Origin of the sequence: Acetobacter aceti (assembly GCF_002005445.1) — a bacterium.
GTDB classification, from domain to species: Bacteria; Pseudomonadota; Alphaproteobacteria; order Acetobacterales; family Acetobacteraceae; genus Acetobacter; species Acetobacter aceti_B.
In genome coordinates this window covers 558024-583475 of the sequence record NZ_CP014692.1, presented here as the reverse complement: position 1 = coordinate 583475, position 25452 = coordinate 558024, and the positions used below count along the sequence as shown (strand labels likewise).

The 25452-nt window shown below is 56.6% G+C and carries 21 protein-coding genes and 1 pseudogene; 11 read left to right on the top strand and 11 right to left on the bottom strand.

Translation table 11 applies throughout. From position 1 onward, the window contains the following. The first annotated feature begins 85 nt into the window (after positions 1 to 85). Genes A0U92_RS02590 through A0U92_RS02560 form a run of 7 tightly spaced genes read left to right on the top strand, consistent with a single transcriptional unit; the run spans position 86 to position 7337 of the window. A complete protein-coding gene (locus A0U92_RS02590; protein WP_187668838.1) occupies positions 86 to 1477 on the top strand; it encodes a carbohydrate porin in 1392 nt (463 codons plus the stop codon). A gap of 33 nt (positions 1478 to 1510) precedes the next feature. Beyond that, a complete protein-coding gene (locus A0U92_RS02585; RefSeq protein WP_077811881.1) occupies positions 1511 to 2383 on the top strand; it encodes a branched-chain amino acid ABC transporter permease in 873 nt (290 codons plus the stop codon). Next, positions 2383 to 3231, top strand: a complete 849-nt coding sequence (locus A0U92_RS02580) for a branched-chain amino acid ABC transporter permease (RefSeq protein WP_077811880.1) — start codon at positions 2383 to 2385, stop codon at positions 3229 to 3231. The genes A0U92_RS02585 and A0U92_RS02580 overlap by 1 nt, the downstream gene beginning before the upstream one ends. After that, positions 3228 to 3998, top strand: a complete 771-nt coding sequence (locus A0U92_RS02575) for an ABC transporter ATP-binding protein (RefSeq protein ID WP_077811879.1) — start codon at positions 3228 to 3230, stop codon at positions 3996 to 3998. Before A0U92_RS02580 ends, A0U92_RS02575 begins: the two co-directional genes overlap by 4 nt. After that, on the top strand, positions 3995 to 4711 hold the full coding sequence (locus A0U92_RS02570) for an ABC transporter ATP-binding protein (RefSeq protein WP_077811878.1): 717 nt from the start codon (positions 3995 to 3997) through the stop codon (positions 4709 to 4711). Before A0U92_RS02575 ends, A0U92_RS02570 begins: the two co-directional genes overlap by 4 nt. Positions 4712 to 4770: 59 nt before the next feature. After that, the gene (locus tag A0U92_RS02565) at positions 4771 to 5937 is read left to right on the top strand and encodes an ABC transporter substrate-binding protein (protein ID WP_077811877.1); all 1167 of its coding nucleotides are present in this window, start codon (positions 4771 to 4773) and stop codon (positions 5935 to 5937) included. A 38-nt stretch (positions 5938 to 5975) separates the two neighbouring features. Continuing rightward, positions 5976 to 7337, top strand: a complete 1362-nt coding sequence (locus A0U92_RS02560; protein ID WP_077814203.1) for an amidase — start codon at positions 5976 to 5978, stop codon at positions 7335 to 7337. Positions 7338 to 7366: 29 nt separating this feature from the next. Here A0U92_RS02560 and A0U92_RS02555 read toward each other — a convergent pair whose 3' ends face one another. The 5 genes from A0U92_RS02555 to mgtA all read right to left on the bottom strand — a co-directional run bounded on the left by A0U92_RS02555 (position 7367) and on the right by mgtA (position 13557). After that, positions 7367 to 7909: a MarR family winged helix-turn-helix transcriptional regulator gene (locus tag A0U92_RS02555; protein WP_236748237.1), complete on the bottom strand. Its 543-nt coding sequence runs from the start codon at positions 7907 to 7909 to the stop codon at positions 7367 to 7369. Positions 7910 to 8283: 374 nt separating this feature from the next. Beyond that, the gene (locus A0U92_RS18475; RefSeq protein ID WP_077811874.1) at positions 8284 to 8904 is read right to left on the bottom strand and encodes a response regulator transcription factor; all 621 of its coding nucleotides are present in this window, start codon (positions 8902 to 8904) and stop codon (positions 8284 to 8286) included. After that, on the bottom strand, positions 8901 to 9986 hold the full coding sequence (locus tag A0U92_RS02540) for a sensor histidine kinase (RefSeq protein ID WP_222927840.1): 1086 nt from the start codon (positions 9984 to 9986) through the stop codon (positions 8901 to 8903). The genes A0U92_RS18475 and A0U92_RS02540 overlap by 4 nt, the downstream gene beginning before the upstream one ends. After that, the gene (locus A0U92_RS02535) at positions 9973 to 10704 is read right to left on the bottom strand and encodes an MgtC/SapB family protein (protein WP_077811872.1); all 732 of its coding nucleotides are present in this window, start codon (positions 10702 to 10704) and stop codon (positions 9973 to 9975) included. Before A0U92_RS02535 ends, A0U92_RS02540 begins: the two co-directional genes overlap by 14 nt. 42 nt (positions 10705 to 10746) lie before the next feature. Further along, positions 10747 to 13557, bottom strand: a complete 2811-nt coding sequence (gene mgtA / locus A0U92_RS02530) for a magnesium-translocating P-type ATPase (RefSeq protein ID WP_077811871.1) — start codon at positions 13555 to 13557, stop codon at positions 10747 to 10749. Between the two features lie 840 nt (positions 13558 to 14397). Between mgtA and A0U92_RS02525 the strand changes: the two genes are divergently transcribed. The 3 genes and pseudogenes from A0U92_RS02525 to A0U92_RS18140 all read left to right on the top strand — a co-directional run. Next, the gene (locus A0U92_RS02525) at positions 14398 to 15234 is read left to right on the top strand and encodes an IS5 family transposase (RefSeq protein WP_077811870.1); all 837 of its coding nucleotides are present in this window, start codon (positions 14398 to 14400) and stop codon (positions 15232 to 15234) included. Positions 15235 to 15328: 94 nt separating this feature from the next. Continuing rightward, positions 15329 to 16321: an adenosylcobinamide-phosphate synthase CbiB gene (cbiB, locus tag A0U92_RS02520; RefSeq protein ID WP_077814202.1), complete on the top strand. Its 993-nt coding sequence runs from the start codon at positions 15329 to 15331 to the stop codon at positions 16319 to 16321. 71 nt (positions 16322 to 16392) lie between these two features. Beyond that, a pseudogene (locus tag A0U92_RS18140) lies at positions 16393 to 16749 on the top strand (transposase family protein); the annotation flags it as partial. A 64-nt stretch (positions 16750 to 16813) separates the two neighbouring features. Here A0U92_RS18140 and A0U92_RS02515 read toward each other — a convergent pair. Then, complete coding sequence (locus A0U92_RS02515) at positions 16814 to 18076, bottom strand: DNA recombination protein RmuC (RefSeq protein ID WP_077811869.1); 1263 nt, start codon at positions 18074 to 18076, stop codon at positions 16814 to 16816. Positions 18077 to 18269: 193 nt separating this feature from the next. Here A0U92_RS02515 and A0U92_RS02510 point away from each other — a divergent pair, with 193 nt between their 5' ends. After that, the gene (locus A0U92_RS02510; RefSeq protein WP_077811868.1) at positions 18270 to 19631 is read left to right on the top strand and encodes a dicarboxylate/amino acid:cation symporter; all 1362 of its coding nucleotides are present in this window, start codon (positions 18270 to 18272) and stop codon (positions 19629 to 19631) included. A gap of 469 nt (positions 19632 to 20100) precedes the next feature. Here A0U92_RS02510 and A0U92_RS02505 read toward each other — a convergent pair whose 3' ends face one another. From A0U92_RS02505 to A0U92_RS02485, 5 genes are all read right to left on the bottom strand, one after another. After that, positions 20101 to 21144: a heme-dependent oxidative N-demethylase family protein gene (locus A0U92_RS02505; RefSeq protein ID WP_077811867.1), complete on the bottom strand. Its 1044-nt coding sequence runs from the start codon at positions 21142 to 21144 to the stop codon at positions 20101 to 20103. Positions 21145 to 21155: 11 nt separating this feature from the next. After that, positions 21156 to 22106 carry a PDR/VanB family oxidoreductase gene (locus tag A0U92_RS02500; RefSeq protein WP_077811866.1) on the bottom strand — a complete coding sequence of 317 codons (951 nt, stop codon included), beginning with the start codon at positions 22104 to 22106 and terminating at the stop codon, positions 21156 to 21158. Continuing rightward, entirely contained in the window at positions 22099 to 22644 is a 546-nt protein-coding gene (locus tag A0U92_RS02495) for a dimethylamine monooxygenase subunit DmmA family protein (RefSeq protein ID WP_077811865.1), read from the bottom strand. The genes A0U92_RS02500 and A0U92_RS02495 overlap by 8 nt, the downstream gene beginning before the upstream one ends. 45 nt (positions 22645 to 22689) lie before the next feature. Next, on the bottom strand, positions 22690 to 23823 hold the full coding sequence (locus A0U92_RS02490; RefSeq protein WP_077811864.1) for an aminomethyl transferase family protein: 1134 nt from the start codon (positions 23821 to 23823) through the stop codon (positions 22690 to 22692). A gap of 195 nt (positions 23824 to 24018) precedes the next feature. After that, entirely contained in the window at positions 24019 to 25431 is a 1413-nt protein-coding gene (locus A0U92_RS02485) for an NAD(P)-binding domain-containing protein (protein WP_236748236.1), read from the bottom strand. Positions 25432 to 25452 lie beyond the last annotated feature (21 nt).

Genomic DNA, 25452 nt, shown 5'->3' with positions numbered 1-25452 from the left:
AGGTATCGTGGCAGTGACATACAACCCCTTAACTCGTCTCCTGTCAGAAAGCGTCATGCGCACCGTCCTTACATGTTTCTGTGCGATGACATTCCTAACAACCACTCTAGGTACAGCCCACGCCCAAGGTTCCGATGAGCAGGAAACCCCATCCTACCCAGCCATGAATGAACCGGAACAATCGCCCCTGATCACGCTCGCCAAAGAGCTGGGAGTGAGAGACTTCGTCCATAACCTCGCCAGCAAAGGTGTATATTTCAACGGCTATTACTCCGGCATGACCTACAGTCAGGCAGCAGGCGGTCGAAAAAAAGGTACAGGGTTTCTGAATGATTTCGCATATGGCATGGATCTTGATCTTCAGAGACTCATCGGTCTCGATGGTGCACGCATCCATATCGTGCTTGACTCCCGCTTCGGCGCGTTCAACTCCGGCCTGAACAACTTCAGCGGCAGCGGCATGGGCTATCAGGGCGGCTTTATTGGCCCCAGTAACCAGACCCGACTGGCAGAATTCACCTATGAGCAGAATCTGTTCAAAGGTCTGTTGAATATCCGGGTGGGTCGCATCGCGTCCACCGCCAACCTGACCAACCTGCCAACAGATTGCCAGTTCATCACCTTCCTGTGCGGCAACCCGGGTGGCTGGAGCTTCAATGCCAACCAGTCACACTGGCCGTTTGCTACATGGGGTGGCCTGGTCACAATAAAACCGGCCAAAAACTATTACGTGAAGACAGGCGCTTTCAGTGACAACAGTTGGGGCGAGAAGCGAACCGGCTTTCCTTTCTCGGGAGACTGGTCAGAATCCAATGCCGACGGCACGTTCATACCTCTGGAAGGCGGCTATTCCTCCTCCTACGCAACCGAGGCCTATCCCAAGAAATATTCCGTAGGCTTTTACTACGATTCCCATAATTTTACCGATATGTACTATAACACCCAAGACATGCCGATGGCTTTTTACGGCGGCAGTCCGAAAAAGAACGGCGCACACACGGAAGTCTATTTCGAGTTCATGCAGACCTTGTGGAAACCGTCCCGTCAGTCTCATGAAGATCTTCAGATTTTCGGTGGCACGTATCTCGGCTCATCCGGTCACCCGATGGTGAATGCCTATTATACGCTGGGCCTCCTGAAACACGGTACATTCCCCGGTCGTCATCATGACTATGGCGGCATTGTCGGTGTTGCGTCCGTCTTCAACCAGAGAGTGACGAACGCGCTAAACGCCCATCTGGAAGCCGCGGGCGAACGGGGCAACTTCACCCGCAGCACAGAGGGTCTGGAAGTGGTGTATGGCGCGGAGCTTCTGCCCGGCGTGCTGCTTCGGCCTTACATGGACGTCATCTTTCACCCCGATCAGCAATTTTCTTCCGCGCCCAATCCCAATCTGACCTATTCGGTCGGCGGCGGCGCACAGATCATGATCAAGTTCAACGAAGCCTTTGACGCGCCGGAACTGCAACCATTCTGAGATGAGCCGGACAGTCTGCTGTAGGATTTTCATATGTTAAGCCAACAAATTATCAACGGGGTTGTCATAGGCTCCGTTTATATCCTGGTTGCCATAGCTTTCTCGCTTATGCTGACTGTGCTGAACTTTCTCAATTTCGCCATTCCCGCCCTGTTCGTGGCGGGGGGCATGCTGACATGGATCGCCTTCTGCCTGACGCACAGCATCGTGCTGTCAGTTATGATCTCAGTGGCGGGTACGCTGGTCCTTGGTCTGGCTGTTGAGAAAACCGTCTATTGGCCGACGCAGGGGAAGGGGGCCATCCTTCCTCTCGCGGGCTCTCTCAGCATTCTTGTCCTGCTGCAAAATGTCTTTCTCTCTCTTTACGGATCGGAACAGCAGGCATTTCCCAATCCGTTTGCGAGCCGCAACCTGCATGTCGCGGGGCTGGTCATCAGCACAGTGCAATGCGCCGCACTCCTGCTCTCCCTGTTTCTGGTCTGCGCCCTGTCCTGGTTTCTCAACCATTCCAGTCTGGGCAGGCAGGTGCGCTGTCTGGCGGAAAATCATGAAACGGCGCGCCTTCTGGGTCTGCGCACACGACACCTTGTCAGCATACTATTTGCCCTGACAAGCGGCATCGCTGGTCTTGCCGGTATTCTCTTCGCCTTTACCTATCAGCAGGTTTCTCCTCTCATGGGAGAGGATATCGGTCTGAAGGCCGTCTGCGCAATGATTGTGGGAGGCGCGGGCACCATATGGGGCGCAATCTTCGGCGGACTGCTGATCGGCCTCACGGAAGTCATGACGGTTGCCTATATAGGATCGGATTTTTCAAATATCACGGTCTACGGGCTGCTGTTACTCATCCTCCTCGTCCGTCCGACAGGCCTGCTCGGTCGCCCTCCTGTGACGGAAAAAGTCTGATGAACGCCTATCTTTCGGGCTTGCTGGTTCTCTACGCCCTGAATCTGATCTCCACGCTCTCAGCCTTTCTCTCGCTATCCGGCGGATCGCTCAACCTTGCCATAGCTGGATACATGGCGCTGGGCGCATACATCACAGCATGGCTGGTCAACAGCTACCCGGTTCCGCCTTTTCTGGTCATGACAGGCGGCATGGCGGCATGTTGTGTTCTGGCATTCGTATTTGAAAATCTGGTGCGGTCCCTGAAAGGTCTGTATTACTCTCTGGCAAGTTTTGCCCTGAGCCAGATCGTTCCGGCTGTTTTCATGAATATTGAGAGTCTGGGCGGCGCCGCAGGCTACCCTGTGGCTGCCTTCATACCACCATGGTACACATGGGCATGCGCCGGAGCGGCGCTGGCCTGCATTCTTTATCTGTCCTTCACATATGCGGCGCTTTACCTGAACGCCATCAGCCACGATACGCTCGTGCCCGCCCTGATGGGCATACCGGCGCGCCCCATTATCTTATCATCGGCGCTGATCTCAGCCGCATTCGCCGGTCTGGGCGGCGGACTCTACGCCCTGTCCTTCGGCTTTGTGGAAGCCCAGCATTTCACCATCATGCTGAGCATCTATGCCGTGCTGACAGCGCTTGTAGGGGGTACGCAAACGCCTTGGGGCGCACCGGCCGGGGCGGCGGTCCTGACCTTCGCTCCTGAACTTTTCCGGGTTTCCGACCAGTGGCGCTATGTGATCTTCGCCTTCATTCTTCTGGCCTGTCTGTATCTGCGCCCGGCCGGACTTCTGACATCCGACCTGTTCCGACGGAAACGCCCGGAACGGACAGAAAGCGAGCGCCTGTCATGACACCGTTTCTGGATGTGAGGAATATCGGGAAATCCTTCCATGGCGTTCCCATTATAAAAAATTTCAGTCTTTCCGTTGAACAGGGCAGCGCCACCGCCCTGATCGGCCCGAACGGAGCAGGCAAAACCACCGTCTTCAATCTTCTGTGCGGTCTCTATCCACTCGATTCCGGAGAAATTTTCATTGATGGAAAAGAGATTTCAAAAGTACCGAAGGAAAGACGCATCCGACACGGTCTGGTGAGGAGTTTCCAGAATATCCGTCTTGTGGATCACCTATCCGTTCTGGATAACCTGCTGATCGGCGCCTACATACGCACCCCCGGCCCCCGCACGCTGCTGACGCCCTTTCGTCTGCAACCGCGCAATGCGGTCTCGCGTCAGGTCCGCGAGAAGCTGGATGCGTTGGGGCTGGCCCATATTGCCGACAGCCCGGCCGGCCGGCTGCCCTACGGTCTGCGCAAGCGCATCGATCTGCTCCGCGCCACATTGACCGGCGCGCGCCTCATCCTTCTGGATGAACCGGCGGCGGGCCTCAATCCGTCCGAGACGCACGCCCTTATGAGGCAGCTCCGCGCACTGAAGGAAAACGGCGCCACGCTGCTTGTTGTCGAACATGACATGCATTTTGTCAGCAGCCTGTGCGATCAGGCCGTCGTGCTGAATTTCGGAGAATGTCTGGCTCGGGGCACGCCCAGTGCGGTTATGCGCGAACCCGCCGTCAAGACCGCTTATCTGGGCACAGCCTATGAAAGGGCACAGCCATGACACTGCTGGATATACGCGGGCTCAGCGCGCGCTATGACCGGGGGGCCGATGTCCTGAAATCCGTTTCCCTGTCAATGCGGGAAGGTGAAATCCTGGCCATTATCGGGGCCAACGGCGCGGGCAAGAGCACGCTGCTGCTCACCCTGCTCGGCGCACTCGCGCCCTCGGCCGGAAGCGTCTGGTGGCAGGAGCACAACATGACGGGCATGCCGGTGCATGAATGCATGAAAAACGGTCTTGTGCTGGTGCCTGAAGGCAGACGGATCATCGCCAGTCTGAGCATTCAGGACAATCTGCTTCTGGGCGCGCACCTGCGGCGGGACAGGAAGGCCATCCACGCGGAAATGGATGCGATTTACGACCGATTTCCGAATCTGGCAAAACGCAGGCACTGGAAGGCGTCCGGCCTGTCGGGCGGGGAGCTACAAATGCTGGCGATAGGACGCGCCCTTCTCGCCCGCCCGCGCCTGCTGATGCTCGATGAACCCTCGCTCGGGCTTTCACCGCTTTTTGTCGAAAGACTTTTCGACCTCATCCGCGAAATCAATCAGGCAGGCACATCCATTCTCCTTGTCGAACAGAACACCGGCATGGCTCTGGCGCTCGCCGATCAGGCCGCCGTCATGGAACTGGGCTGTGTGACCATGGCCGGTCCCGCAGCCGAGCTGGCCACAGACCCCCGATTGCAGGCCGCCTATCTGGGGCTGGACTGACATCATGGCCATTCCATCCGGCAGAACAGGCTCTTCCAACAGATAAAGGATCCGTCAGCATGAAAAAGACACTGATTCTTTCCGCACTCGGCGCTCTGGCCCTCGCGCAGGCCGCCCGAGCGGAAACACCTCTGACACTGGGCTTCCTCACCGCCCGCAGCGGCCCTTTTGTCAGCCTTTCGCGCGCCAATCCCATTGCCGTGGATATCGCCGTTGAGCAGATCAACGCGAAAGGCGGCATAAACGGGCATCCATTGCGCATTGTGCCGTTCGACACCGCCGGAGATGCGCGTCAGGCGGCGCTAGGCACCCGCCATCTCGCGGAGGATGAAAAAGCGCTTGCCATTATCGGGCCGTTTTCATCCAGCGAAGTCCGCACGGCCTTTCCCGCTGGTGATCGTCTGGGCATCGCCCAGATGGCCATCGCCTCCTCCGCGCCGGGGCTTGCGCGCCCCTTCCGCTTCGCCTTTCGCAACACCACGGATGAAAGCGTGGTCATCAGCCGGGTGCTGGATGTCATAGCCGAAAAGAAATTGCCCGCCGCTACAGGGGCCGCGGCCTATGCCACGGACGACATCGTTTCCAAGTCTATCGGCACAACGGTACTTCCTGCTCAGTTTGCCAGTCATGGTATTATCCTCAAAGGCACGGTCAGCTTCCAGCTTGCCGCCTTCGACCTGGCGTCTCAGGTATCACAGCTTGCCGTCATGCACCCCGATCTCGTCGGGCTGGGTACGCCACCAGACACGGTTCTGACACTGGCCAAGGAGATGAACCGTCAGGGCATTCAAGCGAGAATCATAGGCGGCACGACAGTTGCCGACCCCCAATTACCCGCACGTATGGCTGGAATACCGGCACATCTGACCATCGGCACCACGTTCTTCCAACACAGCTCTCCTGAGGCCGAGGCTTTCACGCAGGCCTTCGCCGCAAAAGCGAAAGCCGCCGGGCTGGAGCGGACAGTGCCCAACCAGATGGATGCCGTTGCATACGATATCGTTTATCTTTACGCCACCGCCATGCGGCAAGCGACAACAAGTGGCGCGCCCGACAGGTTGGCGCAGGAACGTGATGCCATTCGCAACCAGCTCAGCCACCTGCATGATGTCCCAGCCCTTGAAGGCAATATTTCCGTCAACGCCGATCATGATACACTCAAACCCGTGTACATCATGGACATGCAGAATGGTGCATGGACTTTACTTGGCACGCGCAGGCCGTGACCCCCTCACCATTGCAAACTGAATGTAGCCAATCCATGATTTCCTCTTCCCATTTTTCCCTGCTTCAGGCCGCTCAAGATCTGGCGGAAGAACACACAACCTGCCGCGCTCTGGTGGAAACGGCGCTGGAACGCATTGCTGACCCGCAGGGCGAAGGTGCTCGAACCTTCATGGCCGTGCATGAAGAGCAGGCTCGCGCTCAGGCCGATGCCCTGGATGCGCTGCGCCATCAGGGCCGTGCGCCATCCCTGGTCGCGGGCCTGCCAATTTCGGTCAAGGACCTGTTCGACGAAACCGGCTGCGTGACCCGCGCAGGCTCCATGGTGCTGGACGATGCGCCTTCCGCAAGCATGGACGCCCCGGCCATAACGCGCCTGAAGCAGGCAGGGTTGATCAGCATGGGCCGCACCACCATGACCGAGTTCGCCTTTTCGGGCGTAGGCATCAATCCGCATTTCGGCACGCCTGCCAATCCATGGCATCGGCACGAACGGCGCATTCCGGGCGGGTCCTCCTCGGGCGCAGCCATTTCCGTCTCGGACGGCATGGTGTTTGTGGGGATCGGCAGCGACACGGGGGGATCGTGCCGTATTCCTGCGGCCCTGACGGGTCTGGTCGGCTACAAACCCACAGAAGGCCGGATTTCCACCCAAGGTACAGTGCCACTTTCCACAACGCTGGACAGCGTAGGTAGTATCGGCCGCACGGTCGGGTGTTGCTGGGCGGCGGACAGCCTGATGGCAACTGGCGCCCTGCACCTGCCCGATGCGCCGTCTGGCCTGTCAGGTCGTACACTGCGTCTGGGCGTGCTGACCACGCTGGTCATGGACGATATGGACGAGACGGTGAGCCGCACTTGGGAAAACAGCCTGAGCCGTCTGGCCGCGAACGGGATGCTCCTGGAAGACTGTGCCTGCCCCCCTGTGCGCGATATTCCCGCCGCCAATGCGAAAGGCGGTTTTCCCGCAGCCGAATCTCTGGCATGGCATCAGACACTGCTTGAAACCCATACGGCACTGTACGATCCGTTCGTGCTGAACCGTATCCTGCGCGGACACGAGCAAAGCGCCGTGGACTACATTGCTCTCCGTGCCGAGCGTGCGCGGCTGATCCGCCGGGCAACTGAGATCATGGATCATTACGATGCCATCATCCTGCCTACAGTTCCCATCATCGCGCCGCGCATAGCCGAACTGGACGACAGCGCGCACTATGCAAAGGTCAACTTGCTCCTGCTGCGCAACACCGCCATTGGCAATTTTCTGGACCGCTGCGCCATCAGTCTGCCAGCAAACCGACCAGGAGATGCCCCGGTAGGGCTGATGATCATGGGCCGCGCCCATGCTGATGCAACGCTATTCCATATCGCGGCACAGATTGAGCGTATCCTGGCACGCTGAAAAGCTTGTACATCTACGGTTAAGGATGTTTATCCGTGCTGAAAATCCATCAATGCCAGAGATGCCTTGGCGCCCGTAATAAGCTGAGGCATGACCCGGGCCAGTTCGAGCATCTGTTCACGTGAGATATCACGAAAAATGATATCGTTGACCGGCACCTGAATTTCCGTCAGCCGGGTTAGCATTTCATGCGCCTTGGGCGTGACGGACAAAATGATGCGCCGCCGGTCCTGTGCGTTGCTGGTCTTGGCCACTAGCCCGGCGGTTACAAGTTTGTTGACTGTTGTCGTCACAAAAGCGCCACTGAGATCCAGATGCTCGGCCAATTGGGCAATACCGATTTCCTCGCTTTCCATGTGAGCAATGGAAATCAGGGCTGTGTATTGAGTGCCGCTCAGCCCGATATGACGACCAAGCCTGTCACGATTAGCCTGAATCAGTGCAGAGAATGTTAGAATCCGGTGCAGCATTTCACGAAAAATGCGGTCGGAACCTCCAACCAGCAATTCATCGCGTGAAACTGTCAAGGGAGATACCCTGTTCTTGTTTTTTACATCCAGAATATCGATCATAGTATTCAGTGTTGTGTTACGAATTTTACTCATTATTTTTTCCAGGTTACTACTGATTGAAACCAACAAGCTTGGACGCACTTGTGATCGGCACGTACTATGCTTTTTTTCGTTATGAGACAAATTCCGTGAAAACAGCACCAACAGCTGACATCATCCTATCCTTGCCAACCTGAAACCTCGCCACAAAAGCTTCGTTCCCTGAAAAAGATGAAAAAAAGCCACTTCCTGAGCTGGATTTTGGTGTTTTTGAGCGTTGAATCGAATGTGAAGAAGCATCGGATTCCTGTGCGCCTTGGGTCGGACGAGACTCTCCTGCGAAGGAAGCGGGAGATTATGTATAATTTCAGTGTATCTGTTTTCTTTGAAAGACTTCATGTGAGGCTGTCAGGCGAAAGTTTTTCGGTCAGCCGGACAAGATCAGGCAGGGTGCGGACGTTCATCTTGCGCATGACCTGAGCGCGACGGACCTTGACCGTGATCTCACTGACATGGAGCACCGCTGCAATCTGTTTGTTCAGCAGTCCGCGCACCACAAGCCGCGCGACATCCTGCTCTCCAGCGGAAAGTGCGGCCCAGCGGGCGCGCAGCTCTGCACTTTCCGCAAGTTGCTCGCGGTGATCCCGATCTTTGCCAATGCCGTTCTGGATTGCGTCCAGCAGGGTCTGGTCGTTAAACGGTTTGGTCAGGAATTCGATCGCGCCCTGCTTGATGGCTTCCACACCCATCGGGATATCACCGTGACCCGTAATGAAGACAACCGGCAGCGCAATGCCCAGTCCGGCCATGCGCCGGTGAAAGTCGATCCCGCTCTGGCCCGGCATCCGCACATCCAGCACAAGGCAGCCCGGCGCATCCTCCAGCCCATACGCCAGAAACTCCGTGGTGGAGCCAAAAGTCAGAACCCGTATCCCCACTGAAGCCAGCAGGTCTTCCAGCGCGGCCCGGACAGATCTGTCATCATCAATCACATAGACGACGCCTGCGTCTGTCATCGGCTGTTCTCCTGCTGTACGGGTGGGACAGTGAACCGGAAAATCGCGCCTCCCGTTTTTACGGCCTCCGCCTCAATCTGCCCGCCATTGGCTTCGACAAGCGTACGGCTGATACTGAGCCCGATCCCCATGCCGTCCTCCTTGGTGGTCCAGAAGGCCTCGAAGAGATGATCGCGAACGCCTGCCGGAATACCGGGACCGGAATCACGGATGGAAAGCTGGACCATGCCGCCCACAACCTCCGATGCCATGTGGATGACGCGGGACTGGGCCGGGCCGGACAGAATGGCCTCGATGGCGTTGAGAAGCAGATTGCCGATCACCTGCTGAATCTGGACCCGGTCAGCGTGAACTGGCGGCAGATCGGGAGCCAGTTCCAGCACCAGCGCAATCCCGTGACGTGCGATTTCTCCGCTGGATACCCCAATGACCTCCTGCACGGCTTCGTTGAAGGAGAAGACCGTTGTGCTCGGCGGATCTCCACGGGTCAGGCTGCGCACACGGGCGACAATGGCGCTGGCCCGGCCCGCATCCTGCACGATCCGCCCAAGCGCCTGCCGCGCCCGGTCGAGATTGGGCGGATCATGCGCCAGCCAGTGACCGCAGGCCGTCCCGCTTGTGACGATGGCGGCCAGCGGCTGGTTGATCTCATGCGCGATGGAGGTCGTGAGTCCCTCAAGGCTTTTGATGCGCGCAATCCGCACCAGCTTTGCATGGGCGTCCTGCGCTGCCTGCCGGGCCGCGTCCATTTTGAGGATCAGCCAGGTTGCCATGAGGATCGCCACAACGCTGATGCCCATATTGGCCAGCCCTGTGGACAGATTGCCTTTCGCCGTCAGCACAAAGCTCAACACGGTCAGCGCCACGCAGAGCGCCGAGAGCCGGATCAGCACCCGGCGGTTCAGGAAAGGCGCTGCGGTCAGGACAACCAGCGCATAGAAAACCGCCGCCGCGACTTCATAATTCGTGGCCGTATCCACCACGAACAGGAGGGCCATGACCGCCGCCAGAAGGATCAGCCTGATCCAGAGATGCAACCGCGCCTTCATCCCGGTCCTGTCCGCCCCATCAGGTCTCGTCACGGGCATTCCAGAAAGCCTGCCGCACACCGGGCAGACGCTCCACCTTCTCCACCGCTTCGTCCAGTTCCTCGACATTGACGGCGGTGGGGAACAGCGTCAGTTCAATCTCCATTTCGTCCGGGCCAAGCGGGTGGCCATCCACCTGACGAACCGGGTAGCCGGTATCATCAAGGATTTCGAGAATATCCTCCCGGATATCCGCATCCAGTGTCCGCGCGCAGATGACATACACCACATACAGGGCCTCGCTGCTTTCCTCGCTGAACGGTCGGCGGTTGATCTGGTTGACCAGTGGGCGCAGTAGCGTATTGCTGGCGAGGACGAAGAGTGCGGCCAGAATGGCCTCACCCAGCAGACCGGCCCCCGCGCAGGCCCCGACCGCGCCAGACCCCCAGAGCGTCGCCGCCGTGTTCAGGCCGGAAACACTGGCCCCTTCCTTCATGATCGCACCCGCGCCAAGGAAGCCGATCCCCGAGACGACATAGGCGACGACGGCAATGGGTGTTTGCGATCCATGGTCGATTTCAAACAGGCGCGCGCCTAGCGACACGAAAATGGCCGCGCCGACAGAAACCAGCGTATTGGTCCTCAATCCGGCAGTGCGCTGGCGTAACTGCCGTTCCACGCCGATCAGCGCTCCGAGGATAAAAGCTGTTGAAAGTTCAATGAGCGTCGTTGCAAGCGACGCCAGACTGCTGAAATGAAGACCAAGGGTCAAAATCGGAACTCCTGAAGGAACCGGGGGCGTCCATCTGGTCACTTACCAGCCAAAGCGGCGGATATAGAGTTTTTTCATCACGGTCGTGAGGACCGCATACCCCATGATCATGCCGGCCAGCCAAGGATAATAGCCCAGAGGGAGCGCCTGAAGTCCGAAATATCCGGCCAGCGGGCTGAGGGGCAGCGCGATGCCGATGGCAGCGATCAGCACGGTCATGAGCATCAGCGGCCATGCCGCGCGGCTGTCAATAAAAGGCCGTTCGGGCGTACGGATCATATGGACAATAAGGGTCTGTGTCAGCAGCCCTTCCACAAACCAGCCGGACTGGAACAGGGATTGCCGGGCCACGCTGTTCGCGCCGAAAACATGCCACATCAGCACAAACGTCGCGATATCGAACACCGAGCTGACGGGACCGAAGAAGAGCATGAACCGCCCGAGGTCCCGTGGATTCCATTTCAATGGCCGGGCGATCAGTCCGCGATCCACGCGGTCGAACGGAATGGCGGTCTGTGAAAGATCATACAGCAGGTTCTGCACAAGCAGTTGCAGCGGCAGCATCGGCAGAAACGGCAGGAAAGCGCTGCCCACCAGAACCGAGAAGACATTGCCGAAGTTCGAACTGGCCGTCATGCGGATATATTTGAGCATGTTGCAGAACGTCCTGCGCCCTTCCAGCACGCCTTCTTCCAGCACCATCAGGCTTTTTTCCAGCAGGATGATGTCCGCCGCTTCCTTGGCGATATCGACGCCGGTATCCACAGATATCCCGATATCCGCCGCGCGCAGGGCCGCGGCGTCATTAATGCCGTCTCCCAGAAAGCCCACAACATGGCCGCCGTCACGCAGCGCGCGGACGATGCGTTCCTTGTGCTGCGGGGTCAGGCGGGCAAAAATCCGATGTTTGCTGACCGCGTGCGCCAGTACGGCATCACTCATCTTTTCAATCTGCGGCCCGGTCAGGAACCGCGCATGGCCGAACCCGACCTGCGCGCAGACCTGCGCGGTGACAAGCTCGCTGTCACCCGTCAGAACCTTGACCTCCACCCCATGCGCCGCCAGCGCGTTCAGGGCCGGGGCCGTCGTCTCCTTTGGCGGATCAAGAAAAGCGATATAGCCAACGAGCATAAGGCCAGCCTCATCTTTTACGGAATAGACCGACTGCGCGGAGGGCATCTCACGCACCGCAACAGCAACCACACGCAGACCCTGCCGGTTGAGGTCCTGTGTCACGGCGCGCAGACGCACCAGCATTGCGGCGTCAAGCGGCAGGGCTCCCGTGCTCTCACCATCCGAAACCCATGTGCAGGCAGCCAGCATTTCCTCAACCGCGCCCTTGCAGATCAGCAGAGGCGGATTGTCGCCTTCAGCCACGATGACGGACATGCGCCGCCGCTCGAAATCAAACGGAATTTCGTCAATCTTGCGCCATTCCTGCTTGCGCCAGTCCTGCGCATCCGGCGCGTCATGATCCAGCGCGACATGCTCCAGAACCGCGCGATCCAGCAGGTTTCTGAGCCCCGTCTGGTGGAAGCTGTTGAGCCAGGCATAGCGCAGCACGTCCCCGGACGGCGCGCCAAATACATCGGTGTGCCGGGCCAGCGCGATCCTGTCCTGCGTGATTGTGCCGGTCTTGTCCGTGCAGAGTATGTCCATCGCCCCGAAATTCTGGATTGCGTCCAGACGTTTGACGATCACCTTCCTGCGCGAGAGCGTGACAGCGCCTCTGGCAAGAGTGGAGGTGACGATCATCGGCAACATCTCGGGGGTCAGCCCGACCGCCACCGAAAGCGCGAACAGGGAGGCATCGACCCAGTCACCTTTTGTCAGCCCGTTGATGAGGAGCACCACCGGGGCCATGACGAGGGCAAAGCGGATCAGCAGCCAGCTCACGCTGTTCACACCGGCCTCAAACGCCGTGGGTGTGCGGTCCGACGCCGTGACACGGGCCGACAGTGTCCCGAAACAGGTGCGCGGACCGGTTGCAACCACCAGTGCGGTCGCGGAGCCGGAGACGACATTGGTGCCCATGAAGACGAGATTCGGCGTTTCGAAAACGGACGTAAAAGGCCTGTCAATTTCAGAAAATTTTTCAACAGGTAGAGATTCGCCCGTCATCGCGCCCTGTGAGACGAACAGATCTCGGGCCGTCAGCACCCGGCAGTCCGCCGGGATCATATCGCCAGCGGACAGGATGACGTGATCACCCGGCACAAGATCGCTGATCGGCAACTCAACCGGCTCGGCGGACTGCGTTGTGTCAAGATGCTCACCGCAGCAACGTGCGCCATCGGACCCAGCCCCGACCACAGCCGCAGCGTCGGATACCTGACGTCGGATGACGGTCGCGGTGTTGCTCACCATGGCCTTCAGCCGTTCAGCCGCGCGGTTGGAACGCCCTTCCTGCACAAAGCGAATGAGCGTGCTCAGCACGACCATCGTTCCGATGACCACGGTTGCCTTCATGTCGTGCGTCAGAGCGGAGATCAAGGCGAGTGCGGTCAACAGAAGATTGAACGGATTGCCATAACAGCGACCCAGATGCCGCCAGGCCGGCAGGGGCTTTTCATGCTCCACCTCGTTGGGACCGAACTGCGCCCGCCGGCTTTCAACCTGTGCGCTGGTCAGCCCTTCGGGAGAGGAGTCCATGCGCGAGAGCACTGCGGGAACATCGTCCGTCGCAACCTGACGCATCTTTCTGGACTCATAGCGCAGCGATGCTGGTCTTTCTTCTGTTCCCAGCCTGTTCAGGCTTTCAAGGATCGCCTGACGTCGGAAATAACGGTGCGTATGCCGCCGTGTCAGAAACAGGCTGAACAGAGTCCGCAGGACAGTCTCGAAGCTGTTCATGCTGAAACACTCCCCATGACAAAAAGTGGGGTGCCGCGAGAGACAAGCAAAGCGCAGCCGCATGACAACGGAATGGACCGTTCTCATGCAGGATGCGCGAAATCGTCATGAAGGGCACAGAAGATATACAATAAGGCTGTAGACCGGGTTCTCCCGGCAACCTGCGTTATTCTCCCGATGCCGGGCTTTACCGCAAGCACTTATTGCCATACTTCAGTCTACAATGAGTATATTAGAAATATACTAAAGTATAATCGCTGCCTCCCGCCCTATCGCTCTCTTGTCGATCAAAACTGGATCATCAGAATTTTGACTGTCAGAACCAATGCAAAGGGCGGACGGGGATTTTTATTATTTATCCGAATGGGTCACGGTTTTGTCCAAGTCATGACAGCACACTTCAAAATCCACTATGCGCTTTGTGGCGGCGAACCTGCATCCTGACCATGACACGATCGCGACGTTTCGGCGCGGCAACTGTGCGGCGATCGAGGCGGCCTTCCTGCATGTGCTTCGGTTTATGGAGACTTGACGAAGTAACGTCTTTTTAAGATCAGTCTGGGCGCAAACATGTGATCAGAATATTCTCGACGCAGAAGAGAGCACGAAGGCGATGCCACTCTAAAGGCCAAGACGAAAGCCTCATTATCCACAGATTCTGAGGATGGTTGTGTGAACAACCCTGTGGATATCGGGTACAGATCTCCAAGAGCAATGGGGATGAGAGTGCCGCACAAAGAGAACATTTTGCAATCAGATAAAATTAAGAGCCTGATCCGAAAGTTTTTGAACAATACCAGCATATTGTGATTCATCCGTCTTTGCGAAGAGATGGAGTGAATGGTGGCATGGACTGGTATTGCCCGACACGAACATAGCCGGGAGGGATTGCGATATCCATCGGATATGACGGATGCCGAGTGGGCTTTGATTATGCCGTTCGTGCCCCCGGCGAAACGGGGCGGACGGCCTCGCACGGCGGATATGCGCGAGGTTGTAAACGCGATACTCTATATCGCCTCGGGTGGGTGTGCGTGGCGTCTGCTGCCGAAATGCTTTCCGCCGGTCTCGACCGTCAGGCGCTACTTTTACGCATGGCGTGAGGCCGGACTGTTCGAAGCGATGAACACGGTACTGGTCATGAACCTGCGGGAGATCGAAGGGCGTGAGGCCACCCCGAGCGCGGGCGTGATTGATAGCCAGTCGGTGAAAACCACGGAAAGTGGGGGAATTTGCGGTTATGACGCTGGAAAGAAGATCAAAGGTCGCAAGCGCCATATTCTGACGGATACCTGCGGCTTCCTGATCTTCCCCCTTGTTCATGCCGCTGACATTCAGGATCGTAACGGGGCTGTCGATGTCCTGGCGGCAATACGCAGACACTTTCCATGGCTTCGCCACATCTTCGCCGATGGCGGCTATGCCGGTAATAAACTGCGATCCGCGCTCGCCAGCATGGGAAAATGGACGGTCGAAATCATCAGGCGATCAGACACAGCCAGGGGCTTTGAAATCCTGCCTCGCCGCTGGGTGGTCGAACGAACAGTCGCCTGGCTCGGTCGCTGCAGGCGGCTCGCCAAAGACTGGGAAAAGTCCATAGCCTCGTCAACAGCATGGACTTTGATCGCCTCAATCCGCATGCTGACCCGCAGAACCGCAAGGCACTGTCAGTCCTGAAAAACTTTCGAATCAGGCTCTAAGTAAAAAATCACCTTTCATGCTCGCCACATACGCGCCATTGTGCATTTTTCACTTGGGACGCATTGCAGTCATGCCATTTTTTCCTGCGATTGCGTTCATAGCCACTCTGACTGAAGGGCTGTTCGGCTACCCGAAGCGTCTTTATTCTGTCATCCGGCACCCGGTCATGTGGCAAGGGACACTGATCTCGACACTTGAACGGCACCTGAATCGACCGGCTTTTTCACGCCGCAAAAGAATTGCAACCGGAGCCTTGAGCGCCGGGGTTCTGACTGCCGTCCCAGTCGGTCTCGCTGTTGCAATTTCGCGGAGTTTACGTCGAGCACCTCTACCGTGCGGTATTCTGGCAAGCTGTTGCCTGGCGCAACGCTCCCTGCACGATCATGTCAAAGCCGTCGCGCTTGCACTCGAAGAAGGCGGTTTGCAGGAAGGGCGCCAAGCCGTCGGGAGAATTGTGGGGCGTGACACCAGCGTTTTGGATGAAGCAGCCATCTGCCGCGCCACCATCGAGACACTCGCAGAAAACTTCTCGGACGGTGTTGTCGCTCCCGCACTCTGGTCCACCCTCGGCGGGCTACCGGGAGCCGTATTTTATAAAGCCGTAAACACAGCGGACAGCATGATCGGTCATCGTAACGAGCGTTATGAAGCGTTTGGCAAGACCTCAGCCCGGCTGGACGATCTCATCAATTTGCCCGCTTCACGACTTTCTGCATTCTGGATTGTTCTGGCCGCTTTTATTTCCGGACTGGACTGGAAAACCGCTCTCCGCATTATCTGTCGGGATGCCCGCCATCACAGCTCACCCAATGCTGGCTGGCCGGAAGCAGCCATGGCCGGAGCACTTGGCCTGTCAATCGGTGGACCTCGTTTTTACAACGGCACACCTGCTCCTGTGCGCTGGATCGGAGATGGCCGTCAGGAAGCAACACCTGCTGATATTCGCAAGGCTTTGGATTTGTATCATCGGGCCTGTATTGTGCAGATTGCTGTTTTTTTGATGATTTCTTCAGTAAAGTATCTATTTGAGAAGGCTTCTCCTGAAACTCAACATCTACAGTAAAAATCTGACTGAATACTTTACAAGTAGTGGCATAGTCTATTAGATCTTGAAACCTCGTCCATATTATGGGGATGGCAGAAGGAGACGGAACCGGCACTTTTACGGACGAGACAGGGGCGATCTGGAAACCTCTGATTGAGGCGGTTCGCCCGCGGAGCAAGACGCCGCCCCATGATCTGCGGCGCACGATACGATAGCAGCGATTTTCTGGCGTCATGAGAATGGCGCGAAAGGGCGGATTATCCCCACTGAACTGGGGCCTTGGTGGCGGGCGGCACAGCTTTTCATCCGCCGGGCGAAACTGGATGTGTGAGAACATCTGCTCGAACGGGTTCAGGACCAACAGGGCGTGGCGCTCGGTATGACTTTGTCTGGATGGCACGAACATCAGGGGTCACCACAAGACGGCGGAGCGCAAAAAAAAGGGGTCTCTTTCGAAAACAGCAACGTCGATCTGCTTCTCGTCATCCTTCACAAGACGACGTCAACGGATCATCCAGCCGAAGGTTCGTGCCACGCCCCACCATCGTCAGTCGTATCGAGGCTGCGCAACTGGCGCGCCACAACCCGTGTCCGCTGCCGCGCGTCCTCGATTGTCGAACTCATCGACTGGGCATTGCGGGACAGTTTTTCGAGAACACCGTCCATTTTCAGCATTTCCTGCCGTGTCGAGCCCAGCAGATGGGCAATCGTATCCGTCCGCTCCTCAAGAGAAAGCGTGACATAACCGAGATGAATAGTGCGCAGGAGCGCGGGCATAAGCGACGGTCCCATGATCAGCACGCGACACGTGCGTCCAATCTCGTCAATCAATCCCGGAGCCCGCGCCACTTCCGCATACAAACCGTCTGTTGGCAGATAGAGCACCGCAAACTCCACCGTTTCCGGCGGCACGATATACTTGGAAGCAATTTTACGGGCTTCCATCTTCACTGTGTTTTCCAGAGCCCGGCGTGAACCGCGCTCCGCATCCCTGTCATCCTGCGTCACAGCATCGAGAAGCCGTTCATAAGCCTCTGTCGGAAATTTGCTGTCTATGGCCAACACCGGCGGGTTAGGCCCCCGAACAGGCATCCGCACAACAAACTCGACGACCTCGCGCCCCTGCCCAAGGCGACGGTTGGCTTCAAAGGTGCCGGGAGGCAGGACATCCTCCAGAATGGCTCTCAACTGCGCCTCCCCCCAGCCTCCGCGTGTTTTGACATTGCCAAAAAGGCGCTTGAGGTCGCCAATCTGCGCCGTCATCGCAGACACTTCGCCCATGGCTTTCTGCATGGCCGAGAACTGCTCCAGCACCCGCTGGAATGAGGTCTGCATCTGACGCTCAACCGCAGCATGCAGCTGCTCTGTCACAGCTCCCCGAATGGCGTTCAGCTGAAGCGCACTCGCTTCCGCCATTTCCCTGAGCGCCTCCGACTGAACCGCACGGGCCTCCGCCTGATCCTTGCCGAGCGCACCGGAAAGATGCGCCACCCGCTCCATAAGCTCAGCCCGCATCTGCTCGACGCGGCCAATCAGCGCCCGTTCGGTTTCCGCCAGTCTGATCCGCTGCTGTTCCGCTTCGGAATAGCGCAGTCCGGCCTCTCTCTCCACAAGCACGTAAAGCCGGGCCAACAGGTCACTGTCGCTCTCCCCACCAGAAGTTGAACGGTAACGCACGAGAATGAACAGTAGAACGAAGATCACCAGACCGGCACACGCCAACAGCCCAATCCACAGACCGGTTTCAGGGGAGCCCGCAGATGTTGGAACCATGACTTGCCGTACTTTCTGATCGATCGAATTCTCCCCTCTAACAAATCAGAACAAAACAAGAAAGTGCCTCAAAATTTGGCGCAGAGCCTTTGTCCTGTTATCGCAACCATTACGCCTGCCGTCTTGCTGCTGTGACAGGGCCAATAAACAACAAGAACTCTCCCCGACGGGACTACTCAAAAGAGCCATGATAATGACAGAAACCTCCTCCCCATCCCCTCGACGCAAACCATGGAAAAGCCTGTACGTGCAGGTTTTGATCGCCGTGGTGGCGGGTGTGCTGCTTGGCTATTTCGATCCCGGACTGGGGGCGGCCGTACGTCCTCTGGGCGACGGTTTCATCAAACTGGTGAAAATGGTGATCGCACCGGTCATCTTCCTGACTGTCTCCACGGGCATTGCCGGGATGGGCAATCTTGGAAAGGCTGGACGCATCGGCGCGAAAGCCATGGCCTACTTTCTGTTTTTCTCGACCCTCGCCCTGATTGTGGGCATGGTGATCGCCAACGTCGTACAGCCCGGCGCGTCAATGCATGTGGACGTCCGTTCCCTTGATACGACCAGTATCGGCGGTTATGTCGAGCGGGCGAAGGAGCATTCCTTCTCGGACTTCCTGCTGCAGATCATCCCGACCACAACCGCCAGCGCCTTCACATCCGGAGAGATCCTTCAGGTCCTGTTCGTCGCCATCGTGTTCGGTATCAGCCTGTCGCATATGGGACCGCGTGGCGAGCCTGTTCTCAAGCTGTTCAAGCAACTGACCGAACTTGTGTTCGGCGTGGTGCGGATCGTCATGCTGGCGGCTCCTATCGGCGCTTTCGGCGCCATGGCGTTCACCATCGGCAAGTTTGGAATCGGCTCCGTCATCAGCCTGATCTGGCTGGTAGCCACATTCTATTTCACCTCGATCCTGTTCATCCTTCTGGTTCTGGGCATTGTTGCCCGGCTGTGTGGCTTTTCAATCATCCGGCTTCTGGGTTACCTGCGTGAAGAACTGCTGATCGTTCTGGGAACAAGCTCATCAGAGTCCGCGCTCCCCACTCTAATGTCCAAGCTGGAAGCCGCAGGCTGCGACCGCCCCATCGTCGGTCTGGTCGTGCCGATGGGATACTCTTTCAATCTTGATGGCACCAACATCTACATGACGATTGCCGCCCTGTTTGTGGCGCAGGCAACGGATGTGCATCTCTCGCTCGGAGAGCAACTGGCCCTGCTGCTCGTCGCCATGGTCAGTTCCAAGGGAGCGGCAGGCGTCACAGGAGCAGGTTTCGTCACGCTGGCTGCGACACTGTCCGTCGTGCCGTCTATTCCCGTGGCAGGCATGGCGCTGATTCTCGGAGTGGACAAGTTCATGTCCGAATGTCGCTCCCTGACCAACATCGTCGGTAACGCCGTTGCAACCATCGTGGTGGCACGCTGGGAAGGCGCCCTTGATATGAACAAACTGCAGGATGCCCTGGCAGGCCGCCTGCCCCCTCCGGAAATAGACACAGCAGGGTGCAACGTATCCGGGCAGGACGCAGTACTGCCGGAAAATACACCCAGCTTTCATTAAGACTGGAAAGGCTCAAGCGGCAAAAGAGCTGCAATCCTGTGGTCGGTAAGGTGCTACTTCTCATCGGCCACAGATGTATCGCTCAAATGACTTCCTTAAAATCCGCCCGAGAAGCCTTTTGGAAACGACTTAGAGGCTCGAACCAAGTATGGAAGTGGTTCTCTGCACCAACAGAAGAATAACGAAAAGCCGGCATTTCAGAGCGTCATGCGTGTGCTCCGCAAGGCCGGTTCAGCATCAGATGATGAATTTCCAAATGCACCCTGAAACAGGCCACTGACAACAAAACAGGATTTCCGGATATGATCTGTTTTTGAAAACTGGTTTTTCAGAAAAATACCCCAAAGACATCCTTTATGATGACACCATTGCTTGAAAATCGATTCTTCATGACCGCTGCGCTACAAATCACAGAGAATATTTATAATTACAGGGAGATCCCAGCACAGCATCACGTTCAGAAAAAATCTTAGACTGACTGAATGCCTGACGATAATGGCGCGCCATCATCATACGGACGTAAAAACTCGACAACCGTGGGACGGAAAAGATCCAGCCCCTTGTAGGAAGCCAGAGCCGGATCGAGATCACGGAGAACGCGATGTAGCCGTTTTCGCCATTTCGGTACTGTCATGATGTCTTTTATCGGCATCAGATAACACCGGATTGCAAACAGGACCGCGTTTGATCGTGGCAGACGGTAGAGCGTCTGAAGCTCCACACGCAGATGCACTTTTTCCGCCACGTTTTCAGCCGTGACGGATGCGCGATCCTCCCCCCAGATCATGTAATTTTCCGGCGAAGTATCAAGCCGGGGATTGATCGTCATCGTCCAGTTCAGCCGCCTGACCGGTCGTCCGTACTGAAGCATCAGCAGGAACCTGAGACCGCGATCAAAAATACCCATTTCAGAGGCTTTGGGGACCGGCGCGTGCCACTGGCGAAAAGACATGCCCATATCGAATTTCAGGGACCAGTCCGCCTGCGACGTGACCATGCCCCCGTCCATCCACAGATCGTTCTCACGCTGGTCATGAAGCGTAAAATCACCCTGCATCTGTCGCGCCATATATTCGAAAGGCGCCAGAGGCAGTGTCGCTGCGTCGCCAAATACAAAGGATTGGCTGATATTCAGTAGATGATTTTCCCAACTCCAGTCATTCCCCTCTTTCTTCAGAGTGAAATGCTCAGGATAGTCTGATGACAGACTGTCCATACCCAGCTCAAGAAAATCCCACTCCGCATCACGCATGTGCGGCAACACCATGCAGCGTTTGGGGTCTTCCGCAAGAATACGCGCTTTTTCCGCGCACTCACCGATGTAATGCTCATCCACATCGAAGGTGTGACTCATGGCCTCCACCGGGCCGCCTTTCACATGCGGCTCGATATTCATCGAGTACATGTAATTGTCTTCCGGAAAAGGAAAAGGAAACCTGAGAATGGTTTCTTCGCTGTTATCTACCCGGAACGGAGGACGGTAACTGTCCCGGATCTGCGTCTGGCCGCTCATGACTGGTCTCCTTAAAGATCAAGAGTGAGCGTGTCCGTTTTCGCACGGGACACACAGGTAAGAATAATGTTGCCCGAGGCGCGTTCCGCCTCCGTCAGCACATGGTCACGGTGGTCTGGTTGACCGCCAAGCACGGTCACTTCACAGGCGCCACAGGCACCGCCACGGCACATGCACGGCGCGTCCACATCCGCCAGTTCCAGCGCTTCCAGCAGGGTTTCATCGGCCTTGACCGACACCCTTCGTCCGCTGCGGGCAAGGATGACTTCAAATGGCCGTCCACCTTCCGGCACAAAGAAATGTTCGGAATGCACTTTCCCCGGAGCGAAACCGAGCTTGTGCGTGGTTTCTTCCACCCATTTCATGAATCCTTCAGGCCCACAGAAATAGACATGGGTGGCGATCGACTCGTCCCGCAACCAGTCAGCAAGACCGACTTCTGACGGCAATCCGGTATGCACAAAAACGCGCGTCTGATCCTGTTCTGACAGCAATGCGTCGAAGGCTGAGCGCTCTTCCGGGCGACAGAAATGATGCAATGTGTAATCTGCTCCAATAGAGCGCATTTTTTTCAGATAGGACAGAAAGGGGGTGATCCCTATACCAGCAGAAAGAAGAAGGTGACGCCTCGCTGTTTTCACAATTGGAAAAAGGTTCGCGACGCTTCCGATCCACACCGGCAACCCCGGCTGGCCCTTTTCATGCAGGAACCGCGAGCCGCCACGTGACTGCGGCGCAAGCCGCACAATCACTGTCAGTTCCAGTCCGTCTTCCGAACGCATAACAATCGAGTAGGCGTTCTTGTAAACTTTCTCTCCATCCCCGAATTCAAGAGTAGCATAACTTCCTGGCGATACAGGCGGTAACGCCTGCTTCTGCGCCCGGAGCACAAATCGTCGCAATGTCGGCGTCAGTCTCTCGACACGCTCAATCGACGTGGGGAATCCCATCCGTTCAGCCATGAGCAACCGCCTCCATCGCCGCAATCACCACTGCCGGTTCACCGCCCCCCATGTAAGCACCGAGCGCACGGGAATAATGATTACGCACAGAGAGCTTCGTGCCGCACCCCTGACACATCAGCGTGTCACCACTCACTCCGTCGTGAAGAGTGTCGCAATGCACGCAGAACACCCGCCGTTCGGGACCAACCGGCTCACCAAGCATGATTTCTCCACTACACAGGCCAGCCTCATCGGCAACTTTCGCCACTTTCGCGAGAAAATCCGGACGACCCGCTGCATACAGCCGGAGCCCTACCTTTTCACGTGCCAGACGATGAACCAGCCTTTCCAGAAGATCAGCGGTAGAGCGCATCTGTACATCACCCGTATCAGGCTCTACTTTGACCAGACTGCTGTGTTCGATAGTCCAGACCTCGAACACAGCAGGCCGCACACCTTCCGGAAACGCCAGCATCCCGTTTTCACGAACGAACAGATGACGCCGTCCATCGGTGTCGAAGGTCAGAGGCCGGTACGGAAGCTCACTTGTTCCCATAAGACCCTTTTCCTTTTCAGCATGATCGTGGATGGGAAGAGCGCGTCATCCTTTGACTGTCCGTTTCTTTTTCTCGGGATCGTCAAACGGCAGCGTGTGGGTCACACCCGGCAGTTCCACATCGCCGGAACGCACTACAATCCGTTTTCCCGCTGTGGCGTAAGGCACGTCCATCCGGGCCAGCGCCATTGATTTTCCTGTCAGTTTCGAAACCATGGCGCAGGTGACCACGCCCACCTTGCTCTCACCATCATAAACAGCCGCACCTTCCCTGGCCGCCACATCGCCATCCAGCAGCAAGCCAAAGATCCTGAAACGCTCTTTTCCCTTGAGCGCAAAATGCGCCGGAGCGCCACGGAAATGCGTCTTGCCGGGACTGACGGTAAAGTTCAGACCAAGCTCCCACAACGTATCTCCCGCCAGATCCTGTTCGAAAGGGTACATTTCTGAATTGTCATAGGGATAGAAAAGCAGATAACTTTCCACACGCAACAGATCGAGCGCGGTAAAGCAGACAGGAACAATCCCGTCACTCTTTCCATCTTCAAGAATGCTGTCCCAGATCAGAGGCGCATCCACACCCTTGCAGAAGATTTCATACCCGCGCTCTCCGGTATAACCCGTCCGGGAAATCATGACGGGCGCGCCGAAGAGTGTTGTCTGCATGTGATGAAAGTAGTTGAGCTGCCGAATGTTCGGGACATGACGCTCAAGAAAATCTACCGCCACCGGTCCCTGCAACGACAGATCATGCAGATCATCGTCGAACAGCATGACGGCGTTACGCCCCACAACCGCCTGTGACAGCATTTCATGCAATGACCCGGCTCCATGCACCACCATCCAGCTATTGGGACCGGTGCGGTAGAGAACACAGTCATCAATGAACTTGCCGGAATCATTGAGAGCGGTGGCATAGACCGAACGGCCTGGCGTAACTTTCTGGAGATTCCTGCTGGTAGCATAATCAAGAATGGCTGTTGAATGCGGTCCGACAAGATGGACCTTTTTCAGTCCGGATACATCCATCAGGCCTGCCTTCGTGCGCACGGCGACATGATGATCCCGAACATCGGTTGAATAACTCCAGGCTGTCGCCATGCCGTTCCAGTCTTCAAGGCCGGAACCAAGGGCACGGTGACGGTCGGCAAGGATGCTTGAACGCCAGCTTGTGGTCATGTTTGCAGTTTCTCCCGGCTCATCGAGCCTTCATTTCGAATTGAAATCGCAACAAATATCGCAAGAAAACCATGCAGTCCGATTTCATTATCGGAGATATAAGTTTTTCTTACAAAGAAAATATCACGGCAATAAAAAACCTTTCAAAGAGACTCAGGAGCTCATGTTGATAACCCCTGATGTCCCGAACTGTCTTCAGTCTGCATCCACCTTGTGCTTTGGATTGGCAGCAGGAGCGAGGAAAGCCTCGAGAGAGTCATCCAGCGCTTTCATCCATACCGTATGATGCGGAGGCGCCATTGTCCCGGTCAGAACGGAGGGATAACTGCGATCCCTGAAAGTCATGATGCCTTCAGCTTTATCATGCTTCCACTCCTTGAAGATCTCAGCCACCTTATCGAGATCAAACGCAGGATAATCAGTGTATTTCATCAGATCACGCACGTAATCGGTCTGAAAATCAATCTCCTGATAAGCGTCTTCAAGGGCTTCTTCACGCCTGCGCCATACATGCGTGTCCGCCGTCATATCCGCCGCCGCAGGGAGTTCAAGACGTCCCATAACTACATCGCGGGCAAACCAGGCCTGCGCATCAAACATGTTGAATGTGTAATACTGATCCTGCATTCCGAGATAAAGGAGCTTTGGGTTGTCGATCCAGCAGACACCCTTGTACAGGTCCAGCGGATACAGACGGTTATTTGTTTTCAGACGCAAGGCATCAGGCAGGAATGGAAAATGGTGCTTGTATCCGGTGCATAAAATAATGGCATCTATCTTTCGGCTTTCTCCATTACTAAAATAGGCTATGTTTCCATCAACTTTTTCAAGAAGAGGGTGTTCCGAGAACCCTTCCGGCCAGTCAAAGCCAAGAGGACGGGAACGATAGGAGAAAATGATCGATTTCGCTCCATACTTGTAGCACTGGGATGCAATATCCTCCGCAGAGTACGAACTGCCGACCAGCAGGATATCCTTACCCGTAAATTCGTTGGCATCCCGGAAATCATGGGCATGCAGGATACGACCGGGAAACAGATCGAAACCCGGAAAAGTCGGAACATTGGGTGTGGAGAAGTGACCGGAAGCGCAAATGACATAGTCAAACCGCTCTGAATAAACGTGACTGTTCGCAAGATCTTCAACTGTTACGGTGAAATTGTCTGCGTCAGCATCCCACTGTACATCCCGGACCGGCGTATTGTAACGCATATCGCCCTGCAGATCATCACGTTTCATACGCCCCAGAATATAATCGAGCAGCACGGCACGCGGCGGATAGGAAGGAATGGGTCGTCCGAAATGCTCTTCGAAGGAATAATCCGAAAATTCAAGGCCTTCCTTTGGACCGTTTGACCACAGAAAACGGTACATGCTTCCATGCACCGGCTCTCCATATTCATCGAGACCTGTACGCCAGGTGTAGTTCCAGATACCACCCGCCGACGGCTGTTTCTCGAAACAGACGATTTCAGGAACATCATGTCCCTGCTTGCGCGCCGTACTGAAAGCTCTCAGAGCAGCCAGTCCGCTTGGACCCGCCCCAATGACTGCTACCCGCTTTTTCGTCATGTTCGTCAATGCTCCCTGCTGGACGATCAGGCTCACTGGCCTCTTCTGTTCTGAGTG

What these genes read in the sequence shown, in the direction of transcription:
- A0U92_RS02590 (WP_187668838.1), top strand. Translation starts at nt 86, where the DNA reads ATGACATTCCTAACAACCACTCTAGGTACAGCCCACGCCCAAGGTTCC.
- A0U92_RS02510 (WP_077811868.1), top strand. Translation starts at nt 18,270, where the DNA reads ATGACAGAAACCTCCTCCCCATCCCCTCGACGCAAACCATGGAAAAGC.
- A0U92_RS02525 (WP_077811870.1), top strand. Translation starts at nt 14,398, where the DNA reads ATGGTGGCATGGACTGGTATTGCCCGACACGAACATAGCCGGGAGGGA.
- A0U92_RS02505 (WP_077811867.1), bottom strand. Translation starts at nt 21,144, where the DNA reads ATGAGCGGCCAGACGCAGATCCGGGACAGTTACCGTCCTCCGTTCCGG.
- A0U92_RS02490 (WP_077811864.1), bottom strand. Translation starts at nt 23,823, where the DNA reads ATGACCACAAGCTGGCGTTCAAGCATCCTTGCCGACCGTCACCGTGCC.
- A0U92_RS02515 (WP_077811869.1), bottom strand. Translation starts at nt 18,076, where the DNA reads ATGGTTCCAACATCTGCGGGCTCCCCTGAAACCGGTCTGTGGATTGGG.
- A0U92_RS02565 (WP_077811877.1), top strand. Translation starts at nt 4,771, where the DNA reads ATGAAAAAGACACTGATTCTTTCCGCACTCGGCGCTCTGGCCCTCGCG.
- A0U92_RS02570 (WP_077811878.1), top strand. Translation starts at nt 3,995, where the DNA reads ATGACACTGCTGGATATACGCGGGCTCAGCGCGCGCTATGACCGGGGG.
- A0U92_RS02500 (WP_077811866.1), bottom strand. Translation starts at nt 22,106, where the DNA reads ATGGCTGAACGGATGGGATTCCCCACGTCGATTGAGCGTGTCGAGAGA.
- A0U92_RS02585 (WP_077811881.1), top strand. Translation starts at nt 1,511, where the DNA reads ATGTTAAGCCAACAAATTATCAACGGGGTTGTCATAGGCTCCGTTTAT.
- cbiB (WP_077814202.1), top strand. Translation starts at nt 15,329, where the DNA reads ATGCCATTTTTTCCTGCGATTGCGTTCATAGCCACTCTGACTGAAGGG.
- mgtA (WP_077811871.1), bottom strand. Translation starts at nt 13,557, where the DNA reads ATGAACAGCTTCGAGACTGTCCTGCGGACTCTGTTCAGCCTGTTTCTG.
- A0U92_RS02580 (WP_077811880.1), top strand. Translation starts at nt 2,383, where the DNA reads ATGAACGCCTATCTTTCGGGCTTGCTGGTTCTCTACGCCCTGAATCTG.
- A0U92_RS18475 (WP_077811874.1), bottom strand. Translation starts at nt 8,904, where the DNA reads ATGACAGACGCAGGCGTCGTCTATGTGATTGATGATGACAGATCTGTC.
- A0U92_RS02575 (WP_077811879.1), top strand. Translation starts at nt 3,228, where the DNA reads ATGACACCGTTTCTGGATGTGAGGAATATCGGGAAATCCTTCCATGGC.
- A0U92_RS02495 (WP_077811865.1), bottom strand. Translation starts at nt 22,644, where the DNA reads ATGGGAACAAGTGAGCTTCCGTACCGGCCTCTGACCTTCGACACCGAT.
- A0U92_RS02555 (WP_236748237.1), bottom strand. Translation starts at nt 7,909, where the DNA reads ATGATCGATATTCTGGATGTAAAAAACAAGAACAGGGTATCTCCCTTG.